This window comes from Persicobacter sp. CCB-QB2, assembly GCF_001274635.1.
Lineage (GTDB): Bacteria > Bacteroidota > Bacteroidia > Cytophagales > Cyclobacteriaceae > Persicobacter > Persicobacter diffluens.
In genome coordinates this window covers 1759124-1782455 of record NZ_LBGV01000001.1, presented here as the reverse complement: position 1 = coordinate 1782455, position 23332 = coordinate 1759124, and the positions used below count along the sequence as shown (strand labels likewise).

Here is a 23332-nt window from a genome sequence, read left to right as displayed (position 1 = left end):
GCAACATAATTATAGATATATTCCACGATGAGTTTAGTTGAGGAAATTAAGAAAAGAAGAACCTTTGGTATCATTTCTCACCCTGATGCCGGTAAAACGACCCTGACGGAGAAGCTTTTGCTTTTCGGGGGGGCGATTCAGACTGCGGGTGCGGTAAAATCCAATAAAATTAAGGATCATGCCCGATCTGACTGGATGGAGATTGAGAAGCAACGTGGTATCTCGGTAGCGACTTCCGTAATGGGATTTGATTACCGAAACAAGCGTATCAACTTGCTGGATACACCGGGTCACAAGGATTTTGCGGAAGATACCTACAGAACCCTGACGGCCGTGGACTCTGTAATTATGGTGATTGACTGTGTGAAGGGTGTGGAGGAACAAACCGAGCGATTGATGGAGGTTTGTCGAATGCGTCAGACGCCGGTGCTTTGTTTTATTAACAAATTGGACCGTGAGGGTCGTGATCCTTTCGAGTTGTTGGAGGAGATTGAGGAGAAGTTAGGCTTGCAGGTTCATCCATTGTCATGGCCCATCAATATTGGTAAAAACTTCAAGGGGGTTTACTCTTTATATGAAAAGAAATTGGTTTTGTTTGAAGCGAGCCGTCAGAAGCTGTCTGCTGAAAAAATCGAGATTTCTGATATTGAGAGCCCTGAATTGGAGCAATATGTTGGCGAAAATGATGCTGCTCAATTGCGTGAAGACGTGGAGTTGATCAATGGAGTATATGAGAAATTCGATACAGAGGAATATTTGGCAGGAAATATTGCACCCGTATTCTTTGGCTCAGCAGTGAATAACTTCGGGGTGCAGGAGCTGTTGGATTGTTTCGTGGATATTGCGCCGGCACCAATTCCACGTGAGACGGAGCTTCGCGAGGTGGAACCTCAGGATCCAAAATTCTCCGGATTTATCTTTAAGATCCACGCCAATATGGATCCTAAGCACCGTAACCGTATCGCCTTTATGCGGGTGTGTTCCGGTAAGTTTGAGCGTTCGAAGCCTTATTTGCACATCCGTCATGATAAAAAGATGAAATTCTCCAATACCACCGCTTTTATGGCGCAGGATAAGGAGATTGTCGATGAGGCATGGCCGGGCGATATCATCGGTTTGTATGATACGGGTAACCTGAAAATCGGCGATACGCTTACCGAAGGAGAAAAAGGTAATTATAAAGGTATTCCTTCCTTCTCGCCGGAAATGTTCCGCGAGGTGGTGAATAAGGATGCGATGAAAACCAAGCAATTGGAAAAAGGGCTTTCTCAGCTAATGGAGGAAGGTTTGGCGCAGTTGTTTACTTTCGAGATGGGATCCCGTAAGGTTGTGGGTGTTGTAGGACAACTTCAGTTTGAAGTAATTCAATTCCGATTGAAGGGGGAGTATGGGGCTTCCTGTGATTTCCGTCCAATGAACTTGTACAAAGCTTGTTGGATTTCGGCAGAAAATGAAAAAGACATGGATGCTTTTATCGCGTCCAAAGGTCGTCATATTGCCCGTGATAAAGATGGTAAATTGGTGTTTATGGCGGAATCACGTGCGTGGTTGCAGATGGTTCAGGACAACTTCCCGAATATTCAATTCCACTTTACTTCGGAATTTTAAGATCATTTCAAACCCATGGAGCATGATTGTATGCCTGTGGGTTTTTGTTTATATTTTGAGTGGATTCTGTTATGATTTTACCTTAAAATATGATCATGAACGAAATGTCTTCTCTTTCTAATATGCAATTTTTTGAAAAGGTTGCTGCCTTGCTGAATCAGGCCAGAAATCATATTGCCCGGTCGGTCAATGAGACGATGACCAATACTTATTTTGAGATTGGTCGGATGATTGTGGAGGAAGAACAGCAGGGAGAGGAAAGGGCAGCTTATGGGAAGGAATTGTTGGCCGATTTGTCAAAAAGGCTTACCAGCGAGTTTGGGAAAGGTTTTTCAGCAACCAACCTTCGGCAGATGCGGACTTTTTTTCTGGCTTTTGAAAAACAGCAGACAGTGTCTGCTGAATTCAAGGAACTTGGGGAGTTAGAGCATCAGGAGAAACAGCAGACAGTGTCTGCTGAATTGGCAGATACTCTGAAAAGTACTAAAAATGACCCTTTGTCCAATCCGTTTCCGCTGAGTTGGTCGCATTATTTGCGGTTGATGCGGATTTCAGATGAAAAGGAGCGACGGTTTTACGAGATAGAGTGCTTGCGAAATAACTGGAGCCTCCGGGAATTTAAGCGACAATATGATACTTCTCTCTATGAACGCCTGGCGCTGAGTCGTGATAAGGAGGGCGTTCGGAAGCTTTCGGAAGTAGGACAGGAGATACAGACGGTGCATGATTTGTTAAAGGATCCTTATGTGCTGGAGTTTGTAGGCTTGCCGGAAAAGGAGCGTTATTCCGAGTTGGATCTGGAATCTGCCATCATTGAGAAATTGGAGCACTTTCTTTTGGAGTTGGGACAGGGTTTTACCTTCGTGGGCCGACAGGAACGCATTTCTTTTGATGATAAACACTTTTGGGTTGATCTGGTATTTTTCAATCGGATCCTGCAAAGCTTTGTGTTGATTGACCTGAAGATAGGCGAATTGAGCCATCAGGATTTAGGTCAAATGCAGATGTATGTAAATTTCTACGACCGGCACGTTCGTTTAGCGCATGAGCATAAAACAGTGGGAATTATTCTCTGCAAAGAAAAGAATGAAACCCTGGTGAAAATCAGTCTGCCGGAAGATAATGACCAGATTTTTGCCAGCAGATATAAAACGGTTATCCCAAGTAAGGAACAATTTAAGGCTTTGCTCGACGGATAGCCAAAGAACTGTTCTTTGGAATGGTTTCTGTAATTGAAAGAACAATTGGAGGATAAATGCCTCCCAAAAATAAATACAACAGGTATGAATAAGAATAAATATCCATTCCGCGTCGTTTTTGAAGACAATCACTTATTGGTGGTGGACAAGGACGCGGGCGTTTTGGTTCAGGGTGACGCAACAGGCGATAAGACCCTATTGGATTATGCCAAAGAGTATATTAAGGAAAAATATAATAAGCCGGGGGCGGTATTTTTACATGCGGTGCACCGTTTGGATCGTCCGGTGTCGGGATTGGTGATTTTAGCCCGAACTTCCAAGGCATTGGAAAGAATGACTAAAGCTTTCCGTGATAAGAAAGTATATAAAACTTATTGGGCGGTGGTGAAGAAACGTCCGCCGAAATGGGAAGATAAGTTGGTGAACTACCTGAAGAAAGATGGAAAGCGGAATGTAACGACAGCTTATGATAAGGAAGTGGAAGGCGCGCAGCGTTCGGAGCTGACTTATAAGTCTTTGGGTAAAATGAATGAGCATTTCCTATTAGAGGTGAATCCGTTGACGGGGCGTCCGCATCAGATTCGGGTGCAGTTGTCCCATATGGGTTGCCCGATTCGTGGGGATTTGCGTTATGGTTTCCACAAGCCTAATCCGGATAAGTCGATTAATTTACATGCCTTGTATTTGAACTTTACCCATCCGGTAACGAAGGAGAAGATGTTTTTGAGAGCTGGTGTTCCTGCGAATGATTTCTGGGAGCAGTGGTTGCAGCTGGAAAATCGCAAGCTGAAGGACAAGCATATGGAGCGCTACCACGGCTAGGACTTTCCGGTTTGCGGTTTTGGCTTAGGGATAGCGGCAGAGGCGTTAGCCGATTGTTGGAGCTCCTTTTGGGCGGGCAGGTTATTTGATTTTTTCAGGACTGCCCGCCCAAAAGAGCGACTGCCGCAAGCCCGACCGCCGTCAGGTGGGAAGCCCCAAATTACGAGCGTGTTTAAAAACTTACCATTCTACTACAGATTCGGATTATTGAATTGATTTTGAATTATTTTTCAACAATAGCGTTGCTATTCTCTCAAAATAATACTTCATCACTTCTACAATACTCCAAATTTTCGTTTCGGATTTTAAGTTTTAAACATGCGCTAAAAACATTTTGATCAATTCGGGAATGGGCATTGGGAGGTGTCTTCCGGTATGAAGAAGGAATTTAATTTAAATGTAGCCCCTGAGGTAGCGTTTGATGAGCAGGCATTTGATGCCTATGTGCGCAAGCGTGAGGGGTTGACGGATCGTGATCAGGTGCATGTACGCATGACGCGCCGTTCGATTGATGCGCGCAAGAAAAAGGTGCGCGTGAATGTGGGCGTGGAGGTTTTTGTGGATGAGCAGCCTTCGAACACGATCAGTTATCAGCGGGATTATTTGAACGTTTCGAATGCGAAGCGTGTAGTGATTGTGGGCGCTGGTCCTGCGGGATTGTTCGCGGCTTTGCGTTTGCTGGAGTTGGGCGTGAAGCCGATAGTGGTGGAGCGCGGCAAGGATGTGCAGGCGCGTCGTCGGGATTTGGCGGCGATCAATAAAGAGCATACGGTGAATCCGGATTCCAATTATTGTTTTGGAGAAGGCGGTGCTGGAACGTATTCTGATGGTAAATTGTACACGCGTTCTAAAAAGCGTGGAGATTTCCGCAGAATATTGGAGATTTTGGTAGCGCATGGTGGTCGTGAGGAGTTGTTGGTGGATGCACATCCGCATATTGGAACGAATAAACTACCGAAGCTGATTGCAGAGATTCGCCAGTCGATTAAAGATTCGGGTGGAGAAATTCTGTTTGATAGCCGGGTAGAGGATATCAAGATTCGCAGCGGTAAGGTGCAGGGTGTGGTGTTGCAAAGCGGGCAGTATATCGAAGGAGAGGCTGTTTTGCTGGCAACCGGACATTCGGCCAGAGATATTTTTGAACTGCTGAATCGTAAGCGCATTCTGATTGAGAACAAGCCTTTTGCCCTGGGTGTAAGGATTGAGCATGCGCAACCGTTGATTGATAATATTCAGTATAGTTGTGGGCCTGATCGTGGGATTTTACCTGCGGCCGCTTATTCATTGGTTTCACAGGAAGCTTTTAAGGGCCTGAAGAAAGGGGTATTTTCTTTCTGTATGTGTCCAGGAGGCTTTATTGTGCCGGCGGCTACGGCTCCGGGAGAGATTGTGGTCAACGGGATGTCGCCTTCCAGAAGGGATTCCAAATATGCGAACTCCGGAATGGTAGTGGCGGTCGATGAGGACGATTACGGGCATTTGATTCCGGAATTCGGACAGTTGGCGGCGATGGAGTATCAGCGTAGAATAGAGCAGGCGGCTTTCCGTGCGGGAGGTGAAACGCAGGTGGCTCCGGCACAGCGGATGATGGACTTTGTGAATGGCAAGGTGTCGAATTCGCTTTTGGAGACTTCTTATCAGCCGGGGTGAGTTCTGTGGATATGCGGAATGTGTTGCCGGAAGCCGTGGCGCATCGATTGAAATTTGGATTTAAATCTTTTGGAAAGAAGATGAAAGGTTACCTGACCAATGATGCACAGATATTGGGGGTGGAATCCAGGACTTCTTCTCCCGTGAGAATTCCGAGAGATAAGGAAAGTCTGGAGCATCCGGAAATTAAGGGGCTTTTCCCATGTGGGGAAGGTGCTGGTTATGCCGGAGGTATTGCTTCTGCGGCTATTGATGGCGAGCGATGTGCTGAACGTATTTTTGATTTATATATCAGGAAGTAATTTCACAGATGAAATAAGCAATAGTAAAAAGCTGCTCCGGTTGGGGTGGCTTTTTTGCTTTAGGGTAGAAATTGCTTGTACCGGGGTAATTTTTGAAGTCAATTTGATGGGAATGGGAAATAGTATATGGCTGGAATATGTTTTTAAACCCCAACTCAGTTGATGGATGAACCATACGGAATGGAAACAGTTAGTGGACGCTAATAATGCCAGTCAGGATTTCAAGCCTTCAGTCAATATCAAAGATGTCCTTGAGTGGGCTGTCGAAAATCCCTTAATGTGAGAATAACACCCCCTGTTCTGATCACATCAGAGCCATTTGTCAGGAAGAAACCAGCTTTCAGTCCGAAATATTCGACAGTCTGGTCCTTGGTTCAGAAAATAATGGACTCTTTAGTTTAGTGGGATGAGGTAAAACAGGATGGGTTTGAGTTGATGGAATGGATTGAAATTAATCCAATAAAGGTCACCCATGTGGGGCCACTTTTGGACCCGATAAAGGAAGATTTTTCCCTTTTTATAGAAAATGCATTGAAGGGTAATACTATTCCTTCTGAGTTAAATCAAGGTGTTTTCAAAGTTAATGGATATAACCAATGATCGAAAAAAAGCTAGCCTCAGCCATGATTAACTTAGCCCGAATTATTCACCGCTAAATTAATTAACTAAGTTCAAGTGGCTTATTTTTAGTTCATTATAATTAATTTTCTTTAGTTTGTAATAGCCCAAATTTGGGCAAGCTTGCTTTCTCCTCATTCATCTGTTTCGTTGGAAAAAACTCGAAATAGGAAACTATTCCTTCATTTTTTCCGCCTTACAGCTAAACGAGGATTTAAGCATGAATAATCCGGGTTAGGGTAGCTTTTTTGATTTATAGCTCTAAACCAATGCGTCGGCTTCGTTTTTCCAATACTGGAAATTGTTTTTTGTCCCAGCCATATTGGGCCGGCATATTGTCTTTGTCCCAAGCTGCATATGCCTCTTCCAGCATTTTGACAATCTCAGGCTGCTGCTCATAAAGATCAGTGGTTTCGTAGGGATCATTGGCGATATGGAATAACTCGGTCTTTTTTCCATGTTGTACCAACTTCCACTGATCATTTCGAATAGCGCGATTAGCGCCTAATTTCCAGTATAAGTATTCATGAGGAGCTTGTGCCTTCTCGCCTTTTACAAAAGGGAGCAGGTTGACGCCATCGAAATTAGCTTCAGCTTTTTCCGGAATGTTGGCCGTAGCTAAAATGGTTGGGGTCATATCAACGCCGGAAATTGGGTGCGCATATTTTTCACCGGAAGGAATTTGTCCCGGCCAGCTCATAACGAATGGAATATGAATACCACCCTCATAATACTGTCCTTTTTGTCCACGCATTGGCGTATTGTAGGAGAAATTGTTTTTTGGTTTCCCGCCATTATCACTTAAGAAGATTACCAGCGTATTTTCTCTGAGTTGGAGTTCTTCCAGTTTATTCATGATTTTCCCGACATTGGCATCCATTCCAAATTGCATGGCGCAAAGCTTACGACGGTTTTCATTTTCAATATGCTGGAAGTGGGCAAGGTATTCTTCTGTAGCTTCCAGTGGGGCATGAACGGCATTAAAAGGAAGGTAGATGAAGAACGGATTTTCTTTATTTCTCTCGATGAAATCCACCGTTTCGTCGCCTAAAGCATCCGTAAAGTAGCGGGGCTCCATTTCCAGTTCCTGCTCGTTGCGCATGTATTTCTTTTCTTCATTCTGATGATCCAGGTAGCGGGCTGCCCCTTCTAAAAATCCAAAGTATTCATCGAAGCCTCTTTGGCGGGGCATCAGCGCCTCATTGCCTCTTTCGCCTCCTAAATGCCATTTTCCAAAGCAGGCGGTTGCATATCCTTCGGCTTTTAAGGTTTCGGCTACATTGGTTTGGCTGAGTGGCATTCCGACTATTACTTCTTCATCTAATTTATAGGGAGCCGGATTGTTTTCACACCCGAAACGCTGTTGGTATCTGCCAGTAACCAAGGCCGCTCTTGTTGGTCCGCATACGGAAGCGGTAACATAGCCATTTTCAAAAATTACCCCACTTGCTGCCAGTTTGTCCAGATTCGGGGTTGGGATTTCACTGCTTCCATGAAAGCCAACGTCTGCATAACCTAAGTCGTCAGCAACGATCATGATAATATTAGGGGTATTTTTCTTTTTGTTGTGGGCTTCTGCTATGCTCAGAGATAGGGCAAAAGCAGTGGCCACTAAGGCGAATTTCTTCATCATCCTAATTTGAAATTATCTTTATTGAGGGTTAGTTTATTTCCTTTGCTAAAAAACCACATTGACGCTTTTTCTGCTTTATAAATTGTGGAATTAAGACTTAAGGAAATTTGAAGATCGTTATTATTGTTAAATTAATTTTGTCCCATTTTGGGAAATTAATATCGAATATTAACTGGTTTTTTGGACTGGATGACGGGCTAATTTTGGGGAAGAGTGAAACGAAATGGGTATGTTTGTCGTTTTAAAAAGTATAATTGTAAATGGGTGGTTTTTTATGGAATCCAATGATAAAAAATTAAAGGAATATGTGGTGGAAGAGCTTCCACAACCCATGGTGTCTGATTCAGAGGTTACTTACGGAACCTTTATGGAGGATAAGTTGCAGGTGGCCAAGGCGGTCCGGCATGGGGTTTCCTTTCCTTTGTTTGAGGAAATAAGAGGTAATAGCCCTTTGTCCGATAAGCAATGGGCCAATTTGTTAGGGGTTAATATTCGTACTTTTCAGCGGTACTTGAAGGATGAAGATCATATCTTCAATTCCTTACAAAGTGAGCGGATTTTTGAGTTGGCAGAGGTGTTTACCGCCGGTAATGCGCTTTTTGATGAAGAGGCTCATTTTTTACAATGGTTGCAGTTGCCCTGTCTTGCTTTGGGAGGAGAGGCACCGATTCAGTTGTTGGATAGCTCTTACGGGAAAGATTTGGTGATGGCGGAATTGAACAGAATTGAGCACGGGATTTTTGTTTGATGCAGTTATTCAGGTTGAGCCGGTTTCCCTATAAGGATGAATTATCAGGCAAAGGGGCTGCTAAGTTTGGAAACCGATGGAATTCCAAAGGAACGGAGGTGATTTATACTGCTTCTTCCAGAGCGCTGGCGAATGCGGAGGTGGCGGTTCATTTGCCGCTGGGAATTTTACCTCAGGATTATTATATGGTAGAAATTGGGGTGCCGGAAAATTCATCCACATTGGAGCTTAATATGGAAGACCTTCCCAAAGGCTGGAACGCTCTGCCTCATATTCCTGCCACTCAGAAAATCGGAGATTTGTTTGTCAGAGAAAATGCGTTTTTGCTATTGAAGGTGCCCAGTGTGGTGGTTTTCGGGGATTTCAACTATGTGATCAACCCCTTTCATGCTCAACTTTCTGAAGTCAAAATCGTGAATACCTATCCTTTTCCATTTGACCGACGATTACTACGGATATAAAGAAAGCGACACCTCAAATTGAAATGTCGCTTTTTTTATGCTTTATTTATTCTCCTTATTTCTGAGAAGCTGTCGGTTTATACGTTTTGATCCAGCTTTTGTACTCCTTCAGGTCTCTTTTTACCACCGGAGCTAACAAATATAATCCTATAATATTAGGCGCACACATGGCGAAGGCCATGGCGTCTCCGAATCTGAATACTGAAGTCAGGCTTAAAGAGGAACCGATGACTACAAAAATGCAGAAGATCAATTTATAGGATAAATCGGCTACTTTATTTTCTCCGAAAATATAGGTCCATGCCTTCAGTCCGTAGTAGGAGCAGGAAATCATGGTGGAAAGTGCGAATAATATTACAGCTACAGAGAGCACAATCGGGAACCAGGAGATTACGGAACCGAAAGCACGTGAGGTTAATTCAACGCCTTCGGTAGCGGATGGATCAAACGAATTGGTAAGAATAATCACCAAAGCAGTCATGGTACAAACCAATACCGTATCAACGAATGGTTCTATCATGCCGACATAGCCTTCAGACACCGGATGTTCTGTTTTAGCAGGTGCGTGAGCAGTAGCAGCCTGTCCGATTCCCGCCTCATTGGAAAAGGCCGCTCTTTGAACGCCTATTACCAATACCCCAATGAATCCACCGGCCACCGCTTCCGGATTGAATCCCTGCGAAATGATTTGCATTAATGCGGCCGGAATATCTGTCCAATGTGCACCGATCACAAAAAAGGCTGCCGTCATATAAATGACCACCATCATTGGGACGATTTTGGAGGTTACCTTTGCAATGGATTTTATGCCTCCTATGATAATAGAACCCGTAATAAGGGCGATAATTAATCCAAAGATCCAGCCTTGTCCGTAAAGGATACTTTGTTCTCCACCGGTGACATTAATCAATTGTTTTGTAGCCTGATTAATCTGTATCATGCAGCCTCCTCCAAAAGAACAGCCCACAGCGGGGATCGCATATGCTAAGGCCAGGCCTTTACCCAACCTGCCTTTTCCCTGCGCGGTAAGTCCCTGCCACAGATAATACATCGGACCACCGGATACTTCTCCTGAAGCGTGAACAATTCTGTATTTAACCGCTAATGTACACTCTACAAATTTGGTGGCCATTCCAAAAATACCGGCCATTATCATCCAGAAGGTAGCGCCCGGACCACCAATAGAAATTGCCAAAGCTACTCCGGCAATATTTCCGATGCCCACCGTGCCTGAAAGGGCTGCAGTTAAAGCCTGAAAATGGCTGACTTCCCCTTTAGAATCGGGTTCGTCATATTTTCCCCGAATCACATCAAAAGCATGTTTGAAACCACGGAAGTTTAACCCTTTAAAGTATACGGTAAAGATTAGTGCTGCTGCAAATAACCAAATCACTACAATAGGAAGGGAAACATCTTCCGTGATGGAAACGGTAAAGAATATTATTTTTTCTAATGCACTAATGAAAGGTTCCAAAGCTTGATTGATGCGTTCATCTATACTCAAGGCAGAGGACTGAAGGTTAATGGGGCGTTGAAGTAGTTTTTGAAAGAAGGGTAATAATTGTAAAAGATCACTCATTGGTGAAAACTCGATGTATTTATAATTTATTTTTGCAAAATTTTGCCAAAGGTAGTTTTCAACCTTTGTTAAAACCAAAGAAAGCCTCTTTATTTTGAACTTTTGTTAATGGGTAAGATATTCTTCGGTTTATGATTTGGTAATGAAGGGGATGAAGCGAACAAATTTTCATATTTCGTGCCAAAATTCTCTTTCCTTTCACTAAAAATGGTTTTTTTTGCAATACTAAATCTACAATAACCAAACCTGTTGAACATGCCAACAATATTAGATGGAAAGGCCACTTCCATAGCATTACAAGAACAAATAGGGGAAGAAGTTAAATCATGGACTGCTTCGGGTGGAAAAAAACCTCATCTGGCTGCTATTTTAGTAGGTGATGATGGCGCCTCTCAGACTTATGTAAATCATAAGGTCAAAGCCTGTGAAAAAGTGGGATTTGCTTCCACACTGAAAAGATTTCCTGCCGATATTTCAGAGGAAGCTTTATTGGCCGAGGTGGAAGCCATTAATGCAAACGATGATATTGATGGCTTGATTGTTCAATTACCATTGCCCGGGCATATCAATGTGACGAAGGTGACGGATAAAATCAGACCTGAGAAAGATGTGGATGGTTTTCACCCGATCAACGTTGGGCGGATGACTTTGGGACAACCTGCTTATATTGCCGCTACTCCTTTTGGGATTATGAAATTATTGGAGCAGTATAAGGTGGAAACGGCCGGTAAGCACTGCGTAGTGATTGGTCGTTCGGATATTGTAGGACGTCCTATGAGTATTTTGCTATCTCAGAAAGGGACGCCGGGAGATTGTACGGTCACTATTTGCCATAGCCGGACGAAGAATTTGAAGGAAATGACTTTGCAGGCCGATATTGTGGTGGCGGCTTTGGGTATTCCTGAATTCCTGAAAGGGGATATGGTGAAAGAGGATGCGGTAGTGATTGATGTGGGGATTACCCGTGTGGAGGATGCTTCTAAAAAGTCCGGTTTCCGTTTGGTAGGGGATGTTGCTTATGAAGAAGTAGCACCGAAATCGAGTTTCATTACTCCGGTTCCGGGCGGTGTAGGGCCAATGACGATTGCATCCTTATTGTACAATACTTTGCAGTCGGCCAAAAAGGTGATTTTCCAATAACAGAAAAGATATTCTTTAATAAAGGTCCGGCATGTGTCGGGCCTTTGTTTTTTTCCAGCCGGAAATTTATTTAATTTTGCGGGAAAGATGGAGTTCGTCCATTAACACTGAGGAAGATCAGTGCAATACGGAATAGCCGAAATTTATGAATAAAGGACAAGCAGTTTATACCACAGCGATAGCAGCTGGGGAAGAATTACCGATTATGGAAGCCTTCTACACTTTACAGGGAGAGGGGAAGTATGCAGGGCATGCGGCTTATTTTATCCGCCTGGCAGGCTGTGATGTGGGATGTGTATGGTGTGATGTGAAAGAAAGCTGGGATGCAGCATTGCACCCGGTCCAAACGGTAAAGCAAATTGTGGACAATGCCGCTCAGCATCAGGGGCGTCTGGCAGTGGTGACCGGAGGGGAACCCTTGATGTATAATTGTGATTTGCTGACAGACAAGCTGCAGGCAGCGGGTTTTCAGACCAATATTGAAACCTCCGGCGCTCATCCATTGAGTGGCCAATGGGATTGGATTACCTTATCCCCCAAAAAATTCAAAAAGCCCTTAGTGGAAGTGTGTGAAGCTGCTGATGAGCTGAAGGTGGTTATTTTTCATAAAAGTGATTTCAAATGGGCGGAGGAATATGCCGCCATGGTAAAGCCTGACTGTAAATTATTACTGCAGGTGGAATGGGGGAAATCTGCAGAACTGCTGCCTCAAATCATTGAATATGTTAAGGAGCATCCGGAATGGCAGGTGAGCCTGCAAACGCATAAATATATGGATATTCCTTGATTGTGGGTCGGTAAAACCAAAACCTGTTATAGATATGAAACACCAGTTCAAAACCAATATTAATTGTGGAGGATGTATTGATAAAGTAAGTCCTGCCATGAATGCTCATTTTTCAAAAGAGGAGTGGTCGGTAGATACCAGCCATCAGGACAAGATATTGTCTGTAGAGACCAATAAATCTCAGGAGGAGGTGATGGAAATCGTCAGAACGGCCGGATTTCAAATCAGTCCCCTAAAGAAGAATTTGCTTTCTAAACTATTTGGTTAATAGTTCATGTAAAAGGAATTTCCCATTATGGTCGAACAGGTGGGGGTATTCCTTTTGCATGAGAGCCTTGGCCATTTCCACTGGAAAGTCGTCGAAGGTTCCGTAATCCTCCAGGTACTCCATAAATTTCCCGCCTTCCCGGTCATACTCATGGAAAATGGAGTCCGTTTCGCCATCCCAGTCCAGGGGGTGTGTTCCCAGTTTTTGGCATAATTGTTTATTGAATGCCGGCGTACATTTTATCCATTTTCCATTTAAAAATACCTCGGTGTAGCCATGGGGTACCAGAACATCGCTTTGCAGGATTTCTTCTAATTTTGCCGTCCCCATGTGGTTGCGCACTTTAGCCATTCCCAATTTGGCTGGTATATCAGCAATTCTTAGACAACAACATAGGAAGGAAGCCTTGGCAATACAGTGGCCTGAACCTACTTTTAATAAATGACTTGCCTTATTTTCCTGATCTGAAAAATAAATCAAAAAGGGGTTGTAAAGAAATTGATCCCGCACGGCATAATAAAGCAATTTGGCCTTTTCCTGAGGATTTGTTTCGTTGCCTACCACATTATTGGTGAAATTAATAAGGTCTGGATTTTCTATATCAAAAAATTGATGAGGCTGGTTCAGTTTCATGAGTATTTGGTTCTTGTATGATTGCCGGGAGAAACCCTTATTATAAAATAGGTTTTTCCTCCTGATTATCATAGTTTTTGTGTAGATAATACTTTTTGTTTTCGTGTATTCATGAAAATGGAAATTATTCGACCAGAAGCCTATTCGTAATGATGTAAAACTGATTCAGGCTTATTATATTGTTTAAAACAAAAAGAAAATTATAGCATAACATTACTTTTAACTATGGCAATTTTTGAGCGGATTATGATCGTCGACGACGATGTGGTGAGCAATTATATTTGTGAACGTACATTGGATCGATCAAATTATGCAAAAGAAGTATTGACTTTTTCGTTGCCGGAAAAGGCTTTAGGACACCTCAATAATATTGTTAAGAAGGGATTGTGGCAAGAATTACCTCAGGTGCTTTTTTTGGATCTACAGATGCCGAAAGTCAATGGTTGGCAGTTTTTAAGTCGATTAAAGGAAATTGATCAAGAAATTGCACAAAAAATCTTTATTGTGATGTTTTCTTCTTCTATTTTTTCAGAAGACATGGAGCAGGCAAGAAATCATCCAATGATTCAGCAATACCACGCTAAACCCTTAAAAGCCGAAATGTTGGAGGAGATCCAACAGCAGGCCGTTGGTATGTTTGAGTAGGGTGTTTACACAAACTAATGGAGAAAGTCATGGTGAAAACGGTGACTTTTTTTTTGTGTCAAAATTTATAAAAGGAATAAATCTCTTGCGTGAAATAACCTGTCAATATACGCAATACCTATTTCCAAAACACCGATTGAGGTTTAATAAGGCACCGCTACAATATTTTTTTTAGTTTTTAAACGCTGTTTATTTTTAAATAGGACTATTTTCTAACATCTTGTTTTGGTCGAAAAGTAATAGTGGTAATTTTTTTTCGTCCACTGGATGAACTTTCGACCGGCAATTTTATTTGATAAGCATACTAAATCTCTTACAAACATTAATCTATTATGAAAAAGAGTTATTCGTTTATCATTTTATTGCTGCTAGGTTCAGTAGCGTGTACCAATGATTTAGAGAAGGAAGTTGATCAATTGGATCAGGATCTGCTGTCTCAAGAAATGGTCTTAGCCGATGTTAACCGAAAAGAGTTGGCGTTGGATAATGTCGAACAGGAAGTTGAGGATTTATATAAAGAACTTCTCCTAACATCAGCTGAGTTCTCCACCTACAATATGGAGATTGAAGATTTGCAATTTCAATTAGATTCTGTAAAGTCAATGCTTACTGCTGATATGCCTACAGATCAAATGAGTCCCTTGATAGAACAGGTAGAGGATGGTTTAATTTCTCTTAATGGCGCCCTGAATGAGGATTTTAATTTTATGTCTTCAAGTTCTCCTGAGCAAATTATTGATGCTTTTTATGAAAAGTATGAAATCTACTATTTCCTGAAGTCTGTGAATGATTGGGGAGGGGCATATCCCGAATTTGATATATATAATATTATTAATATGTACTCTAATTCGTGGTATGATAGTGATTTGCAGCAATATGTTGATAATTATGTTTTGCAATTGGATGCTAATTATCATCCAAGTATATGGAAGTATCTTGGAGAGGATAAGGATTGGGGGATGAAGAGGTAGCCTCGTTAATAGCACTAAGGCGCTATGTCCATAATTTTATGGCCTATACTGGTACGGTTAGCATGAGTGATTATAATCAAATCATGGATTTCGCACAGCGTAAAATGACTGATTATTATGATTTTACTGAGCGGGAGTATCAATATTATGATGAGTCCGATTTTATGTATGAGGTGTATGATATTACCTCAGATGAATATGTTCCTCAGGCTTGGATGCGTACGTTTAATCAGGGGAGAGCAACGTTTTTTGACGGGTTAAGCGAAATGGGCTATGAGGCATCCGTTTTTTCCAAGCTAGGAGGGTTTTTAGAGGATTCTTATAATGATCCGAACTGGATTTCTGATTTCACGAATATGGATGTGGAAGATGACCAAAAGGATATCTATTTTACTGATATCAGGATTAATTCATATGATCAGTCTTATGCTTGGTTCGATTATAATTTTGATTGGGATCAAGAATTTAATTACCGGGATTCTTATGGGGTTAGAGTGAATCATGACAAACATTATAAAGCGGCCTATTTTTTTGAAGGGGATTCGATGTTACTTGATATTGATTACTATGATGTCGATTTTTATATCCTAGATAGTTTTGATTTTGATTATTATAATTATTCAGATTCGAAAAATGGAATTTTGAATGCTTCTTCAGGTTATTTTGAATATTTCACCCTTAAATCTACCAATAAAACTTATACTATTGAGGGGCAGGAATTAACTCATGAAGTTTTAACCGAATTGTGTTATATTGTTGACTTAGATGCAGGGCTCGTTACTATTCGAGAAATAGACTTTCTAAATGGAGAGCTAAATGTTAATGTTATCGTTGATCAAAAACCTATTGTAAGTAAATCTGTAAGCGGATCCTATGCGTTTGTTGTATATTTTGATAATGGAACGGCCAATAATGAGTATTTGCATTTTGACGTAAATGATATCGTGTATTATAATTCATCAGGCGATTATGTGAATGAAGTTTCGGGACGGAATATCAAATTGTCCGGAATTCCACACTGTAGTGTAATAAAAATTAGTGTAATAAAAAAGGCGTCGAATCTTCGACGCCTTTTTTTATGCTTTATTCCGGTTTAGCCCTCTAAAATATTGGAGATATAATCTTCGGTTACCTTAGGAATCAAAATAATTTCAATTCTTCGGTTAAGGCTACGGCCTTCTTTGGTGTTGTTTTCGGTAACCGGATAATGCTCTCCTTTTCCAACTGCCTGTATGCTTCCGGGGCTAACGCCAGCTTCTAATAGAATGCGGACGATAGAAGTAGCTCGTGCAACTGATAGATCCCAGTTATCATTCATGTATTTTGAAAATCGGGATACCGGAACATTATCGGTGTGGCCCTCCACGGATACTTCAAAATCTTCTTGGGACTTAACGACCACCGCTAATTTTTGAAGTGCTTTAATGCCTAATTCATCCACTTCTACGGATCCGGAGCCAAATAACAATTTATCCGCTACAGAAACGTATATTTTTCCTTGTCTGGTTTCAACCTGTAAGTCGTTTACTTCAAAATCAGTTAAGGCATTATCTAATTTTTGCTTCAAAGAGTTTACCGCTTCTTCTCTTTGCTTCACCACCTTTTCCAATTCCTTTACCCGTGCTTCCCGGATTTGTAAATCTTGTTCCAGCGCCTCATTGTTCCTGCGGGAAACTTCCAGGTCAGCGGTCATTTCGCTTAATCGTCTTTGTTGATCAGCTACCGATTGGTTTAATCGACCGGAATTGCGCACCATATCATTGTAGAGGAAGTCTACATTTTTGTATTTAGCCTGTAGTTTTTCAGCCTCTAGTCTTTCTTTGGCTGCCTGATCATTGAGGCTTTCAATGAGTTGATCATTTTTGTTTAAACGATCTTTTAAACGGTCATTTTCATCCTGGACAAGTTCCAGAGCTTCATTGGCAGAGGCATTTTCTTCCGCAAGTATATCTCTTCGGGCCAGGATCTCATCATATTTTTTCTGACTGACACAGCCGGACAAGGCAAAAAGGGCCAAGGCAAAAGTCAGCCCACGTTTCGTTGTAAAAATAGTTCCCATACTATTGGTTGATTGAAAGGAAATAATTGGGTATGAAGCACTTAAATGTTTAACTTTTAAAATAGTTGGAATTAGAGGTACTTCATCGGTATTGAAACTCAATACACAAACAAGAATAAGCAATTTTGAAATAAAAGAAGTAGGATTTTCTTTAAAATATTGATCCCAATTTACGTCAAAATAAAAAAGCAGCCCTTTTGAGCTGCTTTTTTAAATTCAATATTGCTTATAAGCGTAGCGTATGTTTAAAAGCATACCATCCGGTTGCGAATTTTAGCTTTTAAAACCGCTCCTAGCCGTTTGCTTTCGAAGAAGCACGCTTACGTTCGTTTTCATCTAAAATGATTTTACGCATACGGATGCTCAATGGCGTAACCTCTACGTATTCGTCTTTTTGGATGTACTCTAAAGATTCTTCTAAAGAGAACTTACGAGCAGGAGCGATTTTGGCCGCGTCATCAGATCCTGATGCACGCACGTTGCTTAATTTCTTGCCCTTTTGTACGTTAACTGCCAAGTCGTTAGAACGAGAATGCTCACCAATCACCTGACCTGCATACAAATCTACCCCTGGGTCAACGAAGAAAATTCCACGGTCCTGAAGTTTATCCAAAGAGTAAGCGGTGGAAGGTCCGTTTTCCATAGAGATGATGGAGCCGTTCAAGCGCTCTGGAATACCTCCTTTGAAAGGAGCGTATTTCAGGAAGCGGTGCGTCATGATGGCCTCACCCTGAGTAGCGGTCAACATATTGTTACGCAATCCAATCAAACCACGAGATGGGATTTCGAATTCCAAATGTTGCAAGTCACCTTTAGGTTCCATAATCTTTAACTCACCTTTACGCTGCGTCGCCAATTCAATTACTTTACCTGAAGTTTCGTCCGGTACATCTACCACCAACAACTCGATAGGCTCATGCTTTTCACCATCGATCTCTTTAAAGATCACCTGTGGCTGTCCTACCTGAAGCTCGTAGCCTTCACGACGCATGGTTTCAATCAATACCGCCAAGTGAAGAATACCACGACCAAATACTAAGAATTTATCCTCTGTATCGGTTTCTTTCACGCGAAGTGCCAGGTTCTTTTCCGTTTCTTTGAAAAGACGATCCCTCAAGTGACGAGAAGTGACAAACTTACCTTCCTTACCGAAGAATGGAGAGTTGTTAATAGCGAAAAGCATACTCATGGTAGGCTCATCAATAGCGATACGAGGCATTGGCTCAGGGTTTTCTACAGAGGTGAAAGTATCACCAATTTCAAAACCATCAATACCTACCACGGCACAAATATCACCAGCACCTACTCTTTCTACCTTTCTTTTACCAAGACCTTCAAAAATTTGAAGTTCTTTCACTTTAGACTTAGTGATGGAGCCATCAGCTTTAGTAACCGCTACCCACTGACCTTCTTTGATTTCGCCCTGGTATACACGACCAATCGCAATACGACCAACGAAAGAAGAATAATCCAGGTTAGTTACCTGAAACTGAAGGTTACCTTCTGGTTGTGGAGCTTCCGGAATGGTTTCCAAAATTTCATCCAATAAAGGTGTGATACTATCGGTTGGCTTTTGCCAATCGGTAGACATCCAGCCATTTTTCGAAGAACCATAAAGGGTTACGAAATCCAACTGTTCTTCTGTAGCTTCCAAGTTGAACATCAAGTCGAATACCTGCTCGTGAACTTCATCAGGACGGCAGTTTTCTTTATCGACCTTGTTTACCACTACGATAGGCTTCAAACCAAGCCCTAAAGCTTTGCTCAATACGAAACGTGTTTGTGGCATAGCCCCTTCAAAGGCATCTACCAACAATAGTACACCGTCGGCCATTTTAAGAACCCGCTCTACCTCACCACCGAAATCGGCGTGACCAGGAGTATCGATAATATTGATCTTAACTCCTTTGTAGTTTACGGAAACGTTTTTTGCGGTGATGGTAATTCCACGCTCACGCTCCAAATCGTTGTTATCCAAAATCAAGTCATCGAATTCCTGATTTTCACGGAACAACTTCGAGGCGTGGATAATTTTGTCTACCAGGGTCGTTTTCCCGTGGTCGACGTGTGCAATAATTGCAACGTTTCTGATGCTTTGCATAATATTTTATAGAGAAATTTAATTGCCTTCATTGGGTAGGAATTGTTTCTATATACTTGCAGAATGGACTATTTTGACAAGCATTTATTAAGGAAAAACAATCCCATTTTCAATTGACGTGCAAAAATAGCAAATTTAATGAGGGAACTACCTTTTTTTGCAGAGTAAAATCAAAATACTTGTGTTTATTTTAATTTCTTCTCTGAAAAATGAAAAATCCCCAAAAAAACAAAGGGCTAATTGCTTTTGGGGATTCTGTTTTTCGCTTGGCGTAGTGATTTAATCGTCTAATCCATTTCTTACACTTCCTTCAATAAGTTCCAATCGGATAAGGACCGTTTGTCTGTACGGGTATTGCCCATTACTTTCCTGATAGTGATAATCAAAGGGCGGAACAGTGAGGGAAGAAATTTTATTGGCGATATAGTGGCGCATTTCCTGACTGGGGAAATTAAACCCAATGGTGTCAGCATATAAGCCGGCATCAAAAAAATGAGCGGAATAGAGCTGGTTTTTTTCCCAGATCTCATTGCTCAGTGGCTTTACACGGTCGAAGGAAACATACCAGTCGGGGGATGGATTGATTCTGGCAATACCATCCAGGAAGGGGTAGTGCAGGTTGAAATTCACTTCGAAAACTTGCGAGGTATCCGGGGCATTAGCCATTGGACTGGTCCAGTTTCGGTTGGCCATGCCGGTTTCAACAAAGCTTTCGGCCTGCCTGATGAGTGATGAAGTACTCAAATAGTCCGGGTTGATGAGTGTATCTAAATGAGGAGAAGCATAATTATCGAATCGCTCAAAGAATTTGGCTCTTTGATCCCCATTGTTAGTCATAAGTACCCATTCTGAAAAATGCGGTTGGTCCACGGTATCGGCCGGAAATGCGTCAGAATTCCAGTTGTTAATGATTTGAACACGATAATCGGCCTGATAGTAGGGGAGCTCCCGAAGGTCTACCTCCTCTTTACAGCCACCATAAAACAGGCTGATCAGACAGATAAAAGTTAGGTTGATGTATTTCATAGGATTATTTCTATTTCAAAAAAAAGAAAAATTATTGAATTTCTCTCACATAAAACGTTAAAACCATTGAGGAACAGATTTACCTTGTTTATCTTATACTATACATAGTATTATTTTTACCTTGAATTAATAACCCAAACCCATCACGATTTGAATACCTACATGCGTTTTTTGGTCATTTTCGCTATTTTCTGTTTATCATCCGATTACCTTTTCGGTCAAGGAACACTGGACACTGGACCTGCATCACTAAAATGGAAGTCCATTAATGTAAAAAGTGTAAAGGTGATTTACCCTGAAGGAGCAGATTCTTTAGCGATAAGAATGTCCAATACGATGGATCATGTGCAGGAAGCCGTTTCTTTTGGCTTGGGGATTACCCCTAAGAAATTGCCTTTGATTCTTCAAAACCAAACCATGATTTCGAATGGTTTTGTTTCTATGGGGCCAAGGAGGACGGAATTTTTCACTAATTCTACTCAGGATTATAATTTTTTAGGCACTATTGACTGGATGGATTTACTGGCGGTACATGAGTATCGGCATGTGGTGCAGAATGAGCTTGCCCGCACGGGAACCGGTAGTGTGATTGAGGCATTGTTTGGGACTTTGGCCGCCCGGGGAGCCGCCGGGGTCATGGCGCATTCCTGGTTTTGGGAGGGAGATGCCGTAGCAGCGGAAACCTCACTCACCCGAGGGGGAAGAGGAAGATATCCGCAATTTGATATGGTATTCCGGATGAATTTGTTGGAGCGCGGTGGTTTTAACTATGAAAAGCAAATTGGGACTTCCTTTAAAGATTTCGTGCCGAATCATTACGTGACCGGCTATCATATGGTGACTTATGTGCGCAGGAAAACGGATGATGTGAAAGTATGGGGGAGTATTATTAACCGTACTTTTAATCGACCCTTTATTCCATTTACTTTTTCTTCTTCTATAAAAAAATACTCGGGGAGTTATGTCCGCTTTACTTATGGGGAAATGCTTGATGATTTGAAACAGCAGTGGGAGCAGCAGATCGCTTCTCTGGATATTTCAGGCTTTCAACTGGTCGTGGATCGACCTAATAAAACCTATACCAATTATTCCGCACCGGAATTGCTGCCCAATGGAGATATTATAGTTGTGAAAAGTGGATTAAGCCATATCGATGAATTGGTGCGCGTTAAACCGGATGGTAGTCAATCGCTGATTAAAACCTTAGGGCGTTTTAATAACCCCGGTTTTATTTCGGTGGAACAAAATAAGGTGGTGTGGGCGGAGTTTGAATCTGATCCACGGTGGCCGATGCGGGTGTACTCTGTGGTGAAGTGGATGGACCTGGATGAAAAAAAAGTGCATAAGGTAGTCAGGAGAAGTCGTTATATGGCGCCTAGTTTTTCGCCTGATGCAGAGCGTATAGCCGTCGTGAAAAGTAATGAAAATGGGACTTACGGTATTGCCATTCTAAATGCTTTTACGGGGGCTGAATTGCAATATTTTTCACGAGCGGGAGAGTGGAATGTACTTACACCACGATGGACAGTGGATGGTAAAGCGTTGGTCTATGTGACGACCCTTGAAGCAGGCAAGGAAATGGTACAGTTAGATTTAAAAACCGGAAAAAGAGAAATCCTGATTGGTCCCACGCTGGAGAATTTTGGTTTACCCAGGCCTTCTCGTGAATTTGTTTTGTATAACTCGCCCATTTCGGGGATCGACAATATTTATGCTTTGGAGCGCTCTACAGGGGAACGTTTCCAGCTAACGTCTTCCCGATATGGGGCTTTTAACGGTCTTTTCGATTCAAAGTCAGGGAATTTAATCTATAATGATTTTGGGAAGAATGGGATGAATATCGCACTGGCTCCTCATGGAAATCCGGATCATTGGAAAAAGATGGAAGAGGTGAAAGATAATGGTATTCATTATTATGCACCCTTGGTACAACAGGAGAATAAGGAAGCCCTGTTGGATCACATACAAAAGGAGGAACATCATTCCAAAAACTACCATAAAGGCGCGCATTTGTTCCATCCTTATCTTTGGGGAGTTACCGTGGATGCTAATACTGATATGGATGAATTTTTAATAGGGCTAACTTCCACTTCTGACCTTTCTAATTTTGCATTTACGGGAGGGTATAAATATAACCTGACGGAGATGACCGGTAAGGCTACTGCCGGGATCAGCTGGCAGGCTTGGTATCCGGTGCTGAATTTGTCTGCGGATTACGGAAACCGATCCGTCAACGAAACATTCCGCTCCGGAGATGAATTGGTGAGCTTGCCCGTGAAATGGACGGAGGCTAATGTTTCCTATAGCGCAGGTATACCTTTGAATTTTACCCGCAATCGATTTTTTCATTTTGTAAATGCGAGAGTGGGGATGGATCATACCTACATTACTGATTATGATTCTCCCACTGTTGATAATTCCGTCCAGCCTTTTGAACAGGGGAATGGATATCTGAATACCCTGAACTCTCTGGTTTCATGGAGTTACTTATTTAAGCAATCGAAGCGAGATATTTATTCCCGATGGGGAGCTACGGCCTATATGCAATGGAAGACTTCCGTTTCGGGGGATTATGAAGGAGAGATTGTCGGGGCAAATGCCAGGTTGTATTTGCCAGGCATTTGGCGACATCATTCCCTTAGGGTGCGGGGCGCTTATCAGTATCAGTATTTAAAAGATTTGACCACTTATTCTTATAGTTCCACCATTGGATGGGCTAGAGGGGCGGGCTATCCTACAGCAGAAAACTACGCCCTGGCTTCTTTTGATTATGGTTTTCCGTTATGGTATCCGGATATTCATATAGGGCCGTTGGTAAACATTCAACGCGTTCGCCTGAATTTGTTTTCAGATATCGGTTATTATAAAGGGGTGTTTGTTCCTGTCTTTAACAGCGGAGGGGAGCTGGTGGATTTTAGACTGGATAATGGGGTGGATAATCAACAGCTGACTTATGGTTTAGAAATGATGTTTGATTTCAATGGTATTCGAACCCTGCCCTTACTTTCGGCAGGATTTCGTTTGGCGCAGGAAGTAGACGGGGATACGACCTTTAGTTTTTTATTAGCTTTCTAATGCGTGT

Annotated in this window: 18 protein-coding genes and 2 pseudogenes; 14 read left to right on the top strand and 6 right to left on the bottom strand. The window is 42.1% G+C overall.

Annotation, left to right across the window (positions count from 1 at the left end):
- Positions 1-27 precede the first annotated feature (27 nt).
- From NG22_RS08045 to NG22_RS18310, 5 genes and pseudogenes are all read left to right on the top strand, one after another.
- Entirely contained in the window at positions 28-1608 is a 1581-nt protein-coding gene (locus tag NG22_RS08045; RefSeq protein ID WP_053405272.1) for a peptide chain release factor 3, read from the top strand.
- Between the two features lie 89 nt (positions 1609-1697).
- Complete coding sequence (locus NG22_RS08040) at positions 1698-2807, top strand: YhcG family protein (RefSeq protein WP_253275658.1); 1110 nt, start codon at positions 1698-1700, stop codon at positions 2805-2807.
- An 84-nt stretch (positions 2808-2891) separates the two neighbouring features.
- Positions 2892-3629: an RluA family pseudouridine synthase gene (locus NG22_RS08035; protein ID WP_053406906.1), complete on the top strand. Its 738-nt coding sequence runs from the start codon at positions 2892-2894 to the stop codon at positions 3627-3629.
- A 375-nt stretch (positions 3630-4004) separates the two neighbouring features.
- Positions 4005-5581 (top strand): annotated as a pseudogene (locus NG22_RS08030) (NAD(P)/FAD-dependent oxidoreductase).
- 414 nt (positions 5582-5995) lie between these two features.
- Positions 5996-6181, top strand: a pseudogene (locus NG22_RS18310) (DUF6678 family protein); the annotation flags it as partial.
- 271 nt (positions 6182-6452) lie between these two features.
- Here NG22_RS18310 and NG22_RS08020 read toward each other — a convergent pair.
- Positions 6453-7832, bottom strand: coding sequence for a sulfatase (locus NG22_RS08020; RefSeq protein WP_053405270.1), 1380 nt, complete (start codon positions 7830-7832; stop codon positions 6453-6455).
- A gap of 274 nt (positions 7833-8106) precedes the next feature.
- Here NG22_RS08020 and NG22_RS08015 point away from each other — a divergent pair, with 274 nt between their 5' ends.
- The gene (locus tag NG22_RS08015; protein ID WP_053406905.1) at positions 8107-8580 is read left to right on the top strand and encodes an antitoxin Xre/MbcA/ParS toxin-binding domain-containing protein; all 474 of its coding nucleotides are present in this window, start codon (positions 8107-8109) and stop codon (positions 8578-8580) included.
- Complete coding sequence (locus NG22_RS08010) at positions 8580-9041, top strand: RES family NAD+ phosphorylase (protein WP_053405269.1); 462 nt, start codon at positions 8580-8582, stop codon at positions 9039-9041. Before NG22_RS08015 ends, NG22_RS08010 begins: the two co-directional genes overlap by 1 nt.
- A 55-nt stretch (positions 9042-9096) precedes the next feature.
- Here the strand turns inward: NG22_RS08010 and NG22_RS08005 are convergent, their stop codons facing one another.
- Positions 9097-10620, bottom strand: a complete 1524-nt coding sequence (locus NG22_RS08005) for a sodium:alanine symporter family protein (RefSeq protein ID WP_082305134.1) — start codon at positions 10618-10620, stop codon at positions 9097-9099.
- 255 nt (positions 10621-10875) lie between these two features.
- On the opposite strand from NG22_RS08005, the gene NG22_RS08000 reads away from it, so the two are divergent.
- From NG22_RS08000 to NG22_RS07990, 3 genes are all read left to right on the top strand, one after another.
- The gene (locus NG22_RS08000) at positions 10876-11760 is read left to right on the top strand and encodes a bifunctional 5,10-methylenetetrahydrofolate dehydrogenase/5,10-methenyltetrahydrofolate cyclohydrolase (protein ID WP_053406903.1); all 885 of its coding nucleotides are present in this window, start codon (positions 10876-10878) and stop codon (positions 11758-11760) included.
- A gap of 145 nt (positions 11761-11905) precedes the next feature.
- Positions 11906-12547: a 7-carboxy-7-deazaguanine synthase QueE gene (locus NG22_RS07995; RefSeq protein ID WP_053405268.1), complete on the top strand. Its 642-nt coding sequence runs from the start codon at positions 11906-11908 to the stop codon at positions 12545-12547.
- Positions 12548-12581: 34 nt separating this feature from the next.
- Positions 12582-12815, top strand: coding sequence for a heavy-metal-associated domain-containing protein (locus NG22_RS07990; RefSeq protein ID WP_053405267.1), 234 nt, complete (start codon positions 12582-12584; stop codon positions 12813-12815).
- On the opposite strand, the gene NG22_RS07985 is transcribed toward NG22_RS07990, so the two are convergent.
- Positions 12804-13448: a transglutaminase family protein gene (locus NG22_RS07985; protein WP_053405266.1), complete on the bottom strand. Its 645-nt coding sequence runs from the start codon at positions 13446-13448 to the stop codon at positions 12804-12806. The two genes, NG22_RS07990 and NG22_RS07985, sit on opposite strands and share 12 nt — an antisense overlap.
- Before the next feature lie 225 nt (positions 13449-13673).
- On the opposite strand from NG22_RS07985, the gene NG22_RS07980 reads away from it, so the two are divergent.
- The 3 genes from NG22_RS07980 to NG22_RS07970 all read left to right on the top strand — a co-directional run bounded on the left by NG22_RS07980 (position 13674) and on the right by NG22_RS07970 (position 16161).
- Entirely contained in the window at positions 13674-14093 is a 420-nt protein-coding gene (locus NG22_RS07980; RefSeq protein WP_053405265.1) for a response regulator, read from the top strand.
- Between the two features lie 332 nt (positions 14094-14425).
- Positions 14426-15064: a hypothetical protein gene (locus tag NG22_RS07975; RefSeq protein WP_157600930.1), complete on the top strand. Its 639-nt coding sequence runs from the start codon at positions 14426-14428 to the stop codon at positions 15062-15064.
- Between the two features lie 38 nt (positions 15065-15102).
- The gene (locus NG22_RS07970; RefSeq protein ID WP_053405263.1) at positions 15103-16161 is read left to right on the top strand and encodes a hypothetical protein; all 1059 of its coding nucleotides are present in this window, start codon (positions 15103-15105) and stop codon (positions 16159-16161) included.
- Here the strand turns inward: NG22_RS07970 and NG22_RS07965 are convergent.
- The 3 genes from NG22_RS07965 to NG22_RS07955 form a co-directional block, all read right to left on the bottom strand.
- On the bottom strand, positions 16158-17123 hold the full coding sequence (locus tag NG22_RS07965; protein WP_053405262.1) for an OmpA family protein: 966 nt from the start codon (positions 17121-17123) through the stop codon (positions 16158-16160). The genes NG22_RS07970 and NG22_RS07965 overlap by 4 nt on opposite strands.
- Before the next feature lie 292 nt (positions 17124-17415).
- The gene (typA, locus tag NG22_RS07960; protein ID WP_053405261.1) at positions 17416-19224 is read right to left on the bottom strand and encodes a translational GTPase TypA; all 1809 of its coding nucleotides are present in this window, start codon (positions 19222-19224) and stop codon (positions 17416-17418) included.
- A 279-nt stretch (positions 19225-19503) separates the two neighbouring features.
- Entirely contained in the window at positions 19504-20250 is a 747-nt protein-coding gene (locus tag NG22_RS07955) for a hypothetical protein (protein WP_053405260.1), read from the bottom strand.
- 150 nt (positions 20251-20400) lie between these two features.
- Here NG22_RS07955 and NG22_RS07950 point away from each other — a divergent pair, with 150 nt between their 5' ends.
- Positions 20401-23325 carry a hypothetical protein gene (locus tag NG22_RS07950; protein WP_053405259.1) on the top strand — a complete coding sequence of 975 codons (2925 nt, stop codon included), beginning with the start codon at positions 20401-20403 and terminating at the stop codon, positions 23323-23325.
- The last annotated feature ends 7 nt before the right edge of the window (positions 23326-23332 follow it).

Excerpts from the sequence above, each read along its gene's own strand:
- NG22_RS08000 (WP_053406903.1), top strand. The coding sequence starts at position 10,876 with ATGCCAACAATATTAGATGGAAAGGCCACTTCCATAGCATTACAAGAA.
- typA (WP_053405261.1), bottom strand. The coding sequence starts at position 19,224 with ATGCAAAGCATCAGAAACGTTGCAATTATTGCACACGTCGACCACGGG.
- NG22_RS07970 (WP_053405263.1), top strand. The coding sequence starts at position 15,103 with ATGGCCTATACTGGTACGGTTAGCATGAGTGATTATAATCAAATCATG.
- NG22_RS07985 (WP_053405266.1), bottom strand. The coding sequence starts at position 13,448 with ATGAAACTGAACCAGCCTCATCAATTTTTTGATATAGAAAATCCAGAC.
- NG22_RS07995 (WP_053405268.1), top strand. The coding sequence starts at position 11,906 with ATGAATAAAGGACAAGCAGTTTATACCACAGCGATAGCAGCTGGGGAA.
- NG22_RS08045 (WP_053405272.1), top strand. The coding sequence starts at position 28 with ATGAGTTTAGTTGAGGAAATTAAGAAAAGAAGAACCTTTGGTATCATT.
- NG22_RS08015 (WP_053406905.1), top strand. The coding sequence starts at position 8,107 with ATGGAATCCAATGATAAAAAATTAAAGGAATATGTGGTGGAAGAGCTT.
- NG22_RS08020 (WP_053405270.1), bottom strand. The coding sequence starts at position 7,832 with ATGATGAAGAAATTCGCCTTAGTGGCCACTGCTTTTGCCCTATCTCTG.
- NG22_RS07990 (WP_053405267.1), top strand. The coding sequence starts at position 12,582 with ATGAAACACCAGTTCAAAACCAATATTAATTGTGGAGGATGTATTGAT.
- NG22_RS08040 (WP_253275658.1), top strand. The coding sequence starts at position 1,698 with ATGATCATGAACGAAATGTCTTCTCTTTCTAATATGCAATTTTTTGAA.
- NG22_RS07965 (WP_053405262.1), bottom strand. The coding sequence starts at position 17,123 with ATGGGAACTATTTTTACAACGAAACGTGGGCTGACTTTTGCCTTGGCC.
- NG22_RS07975 (WP_157600930.1), top strand. The coding sequence starts at position 14,426 with ATGAAAAAGAGTTATTCGTTTATCATTTTATTGCTGCTAGGTTCAGTA.
- NG22_RS08005 (WP_082305134.1), bottom strand. The coding sequence starts at position 10,620 with ATGAGTGATCTTTTACAATTATTACCCTTCTTTCAAAAACTACTTCAA.
- NG22_RS08010 (WP_053405269.1), top strand. The coding sequence starts at position 8,580 with ATGCAGTTATTCAGGTTGAGCCGGTTTCCCTATAAGGATGAATTATCA.
- NG22_RS07980 (WP_053405265.1), top strand. The coding sequence starts at position 13,674 with ATGGCAATTTTTGAGCGGATTATGATCGTCGACGACGATGTGGTGAGC.
- NG22_RS08035 (WP_053406906.1), top strand. The coding sequence starts at position 2,892 with ATGAATAAGAATAAATATCCATTCCGCGTCGTTTTTGAAGACAATCAC.
- NG22_RS07955 (WP_053405260.1), bottom strand. The coding sequence starts at position 20,250 with ATGAAATACATCAACCTAACTTTTATCTGTCTGATCAGCCTGTTTTAT.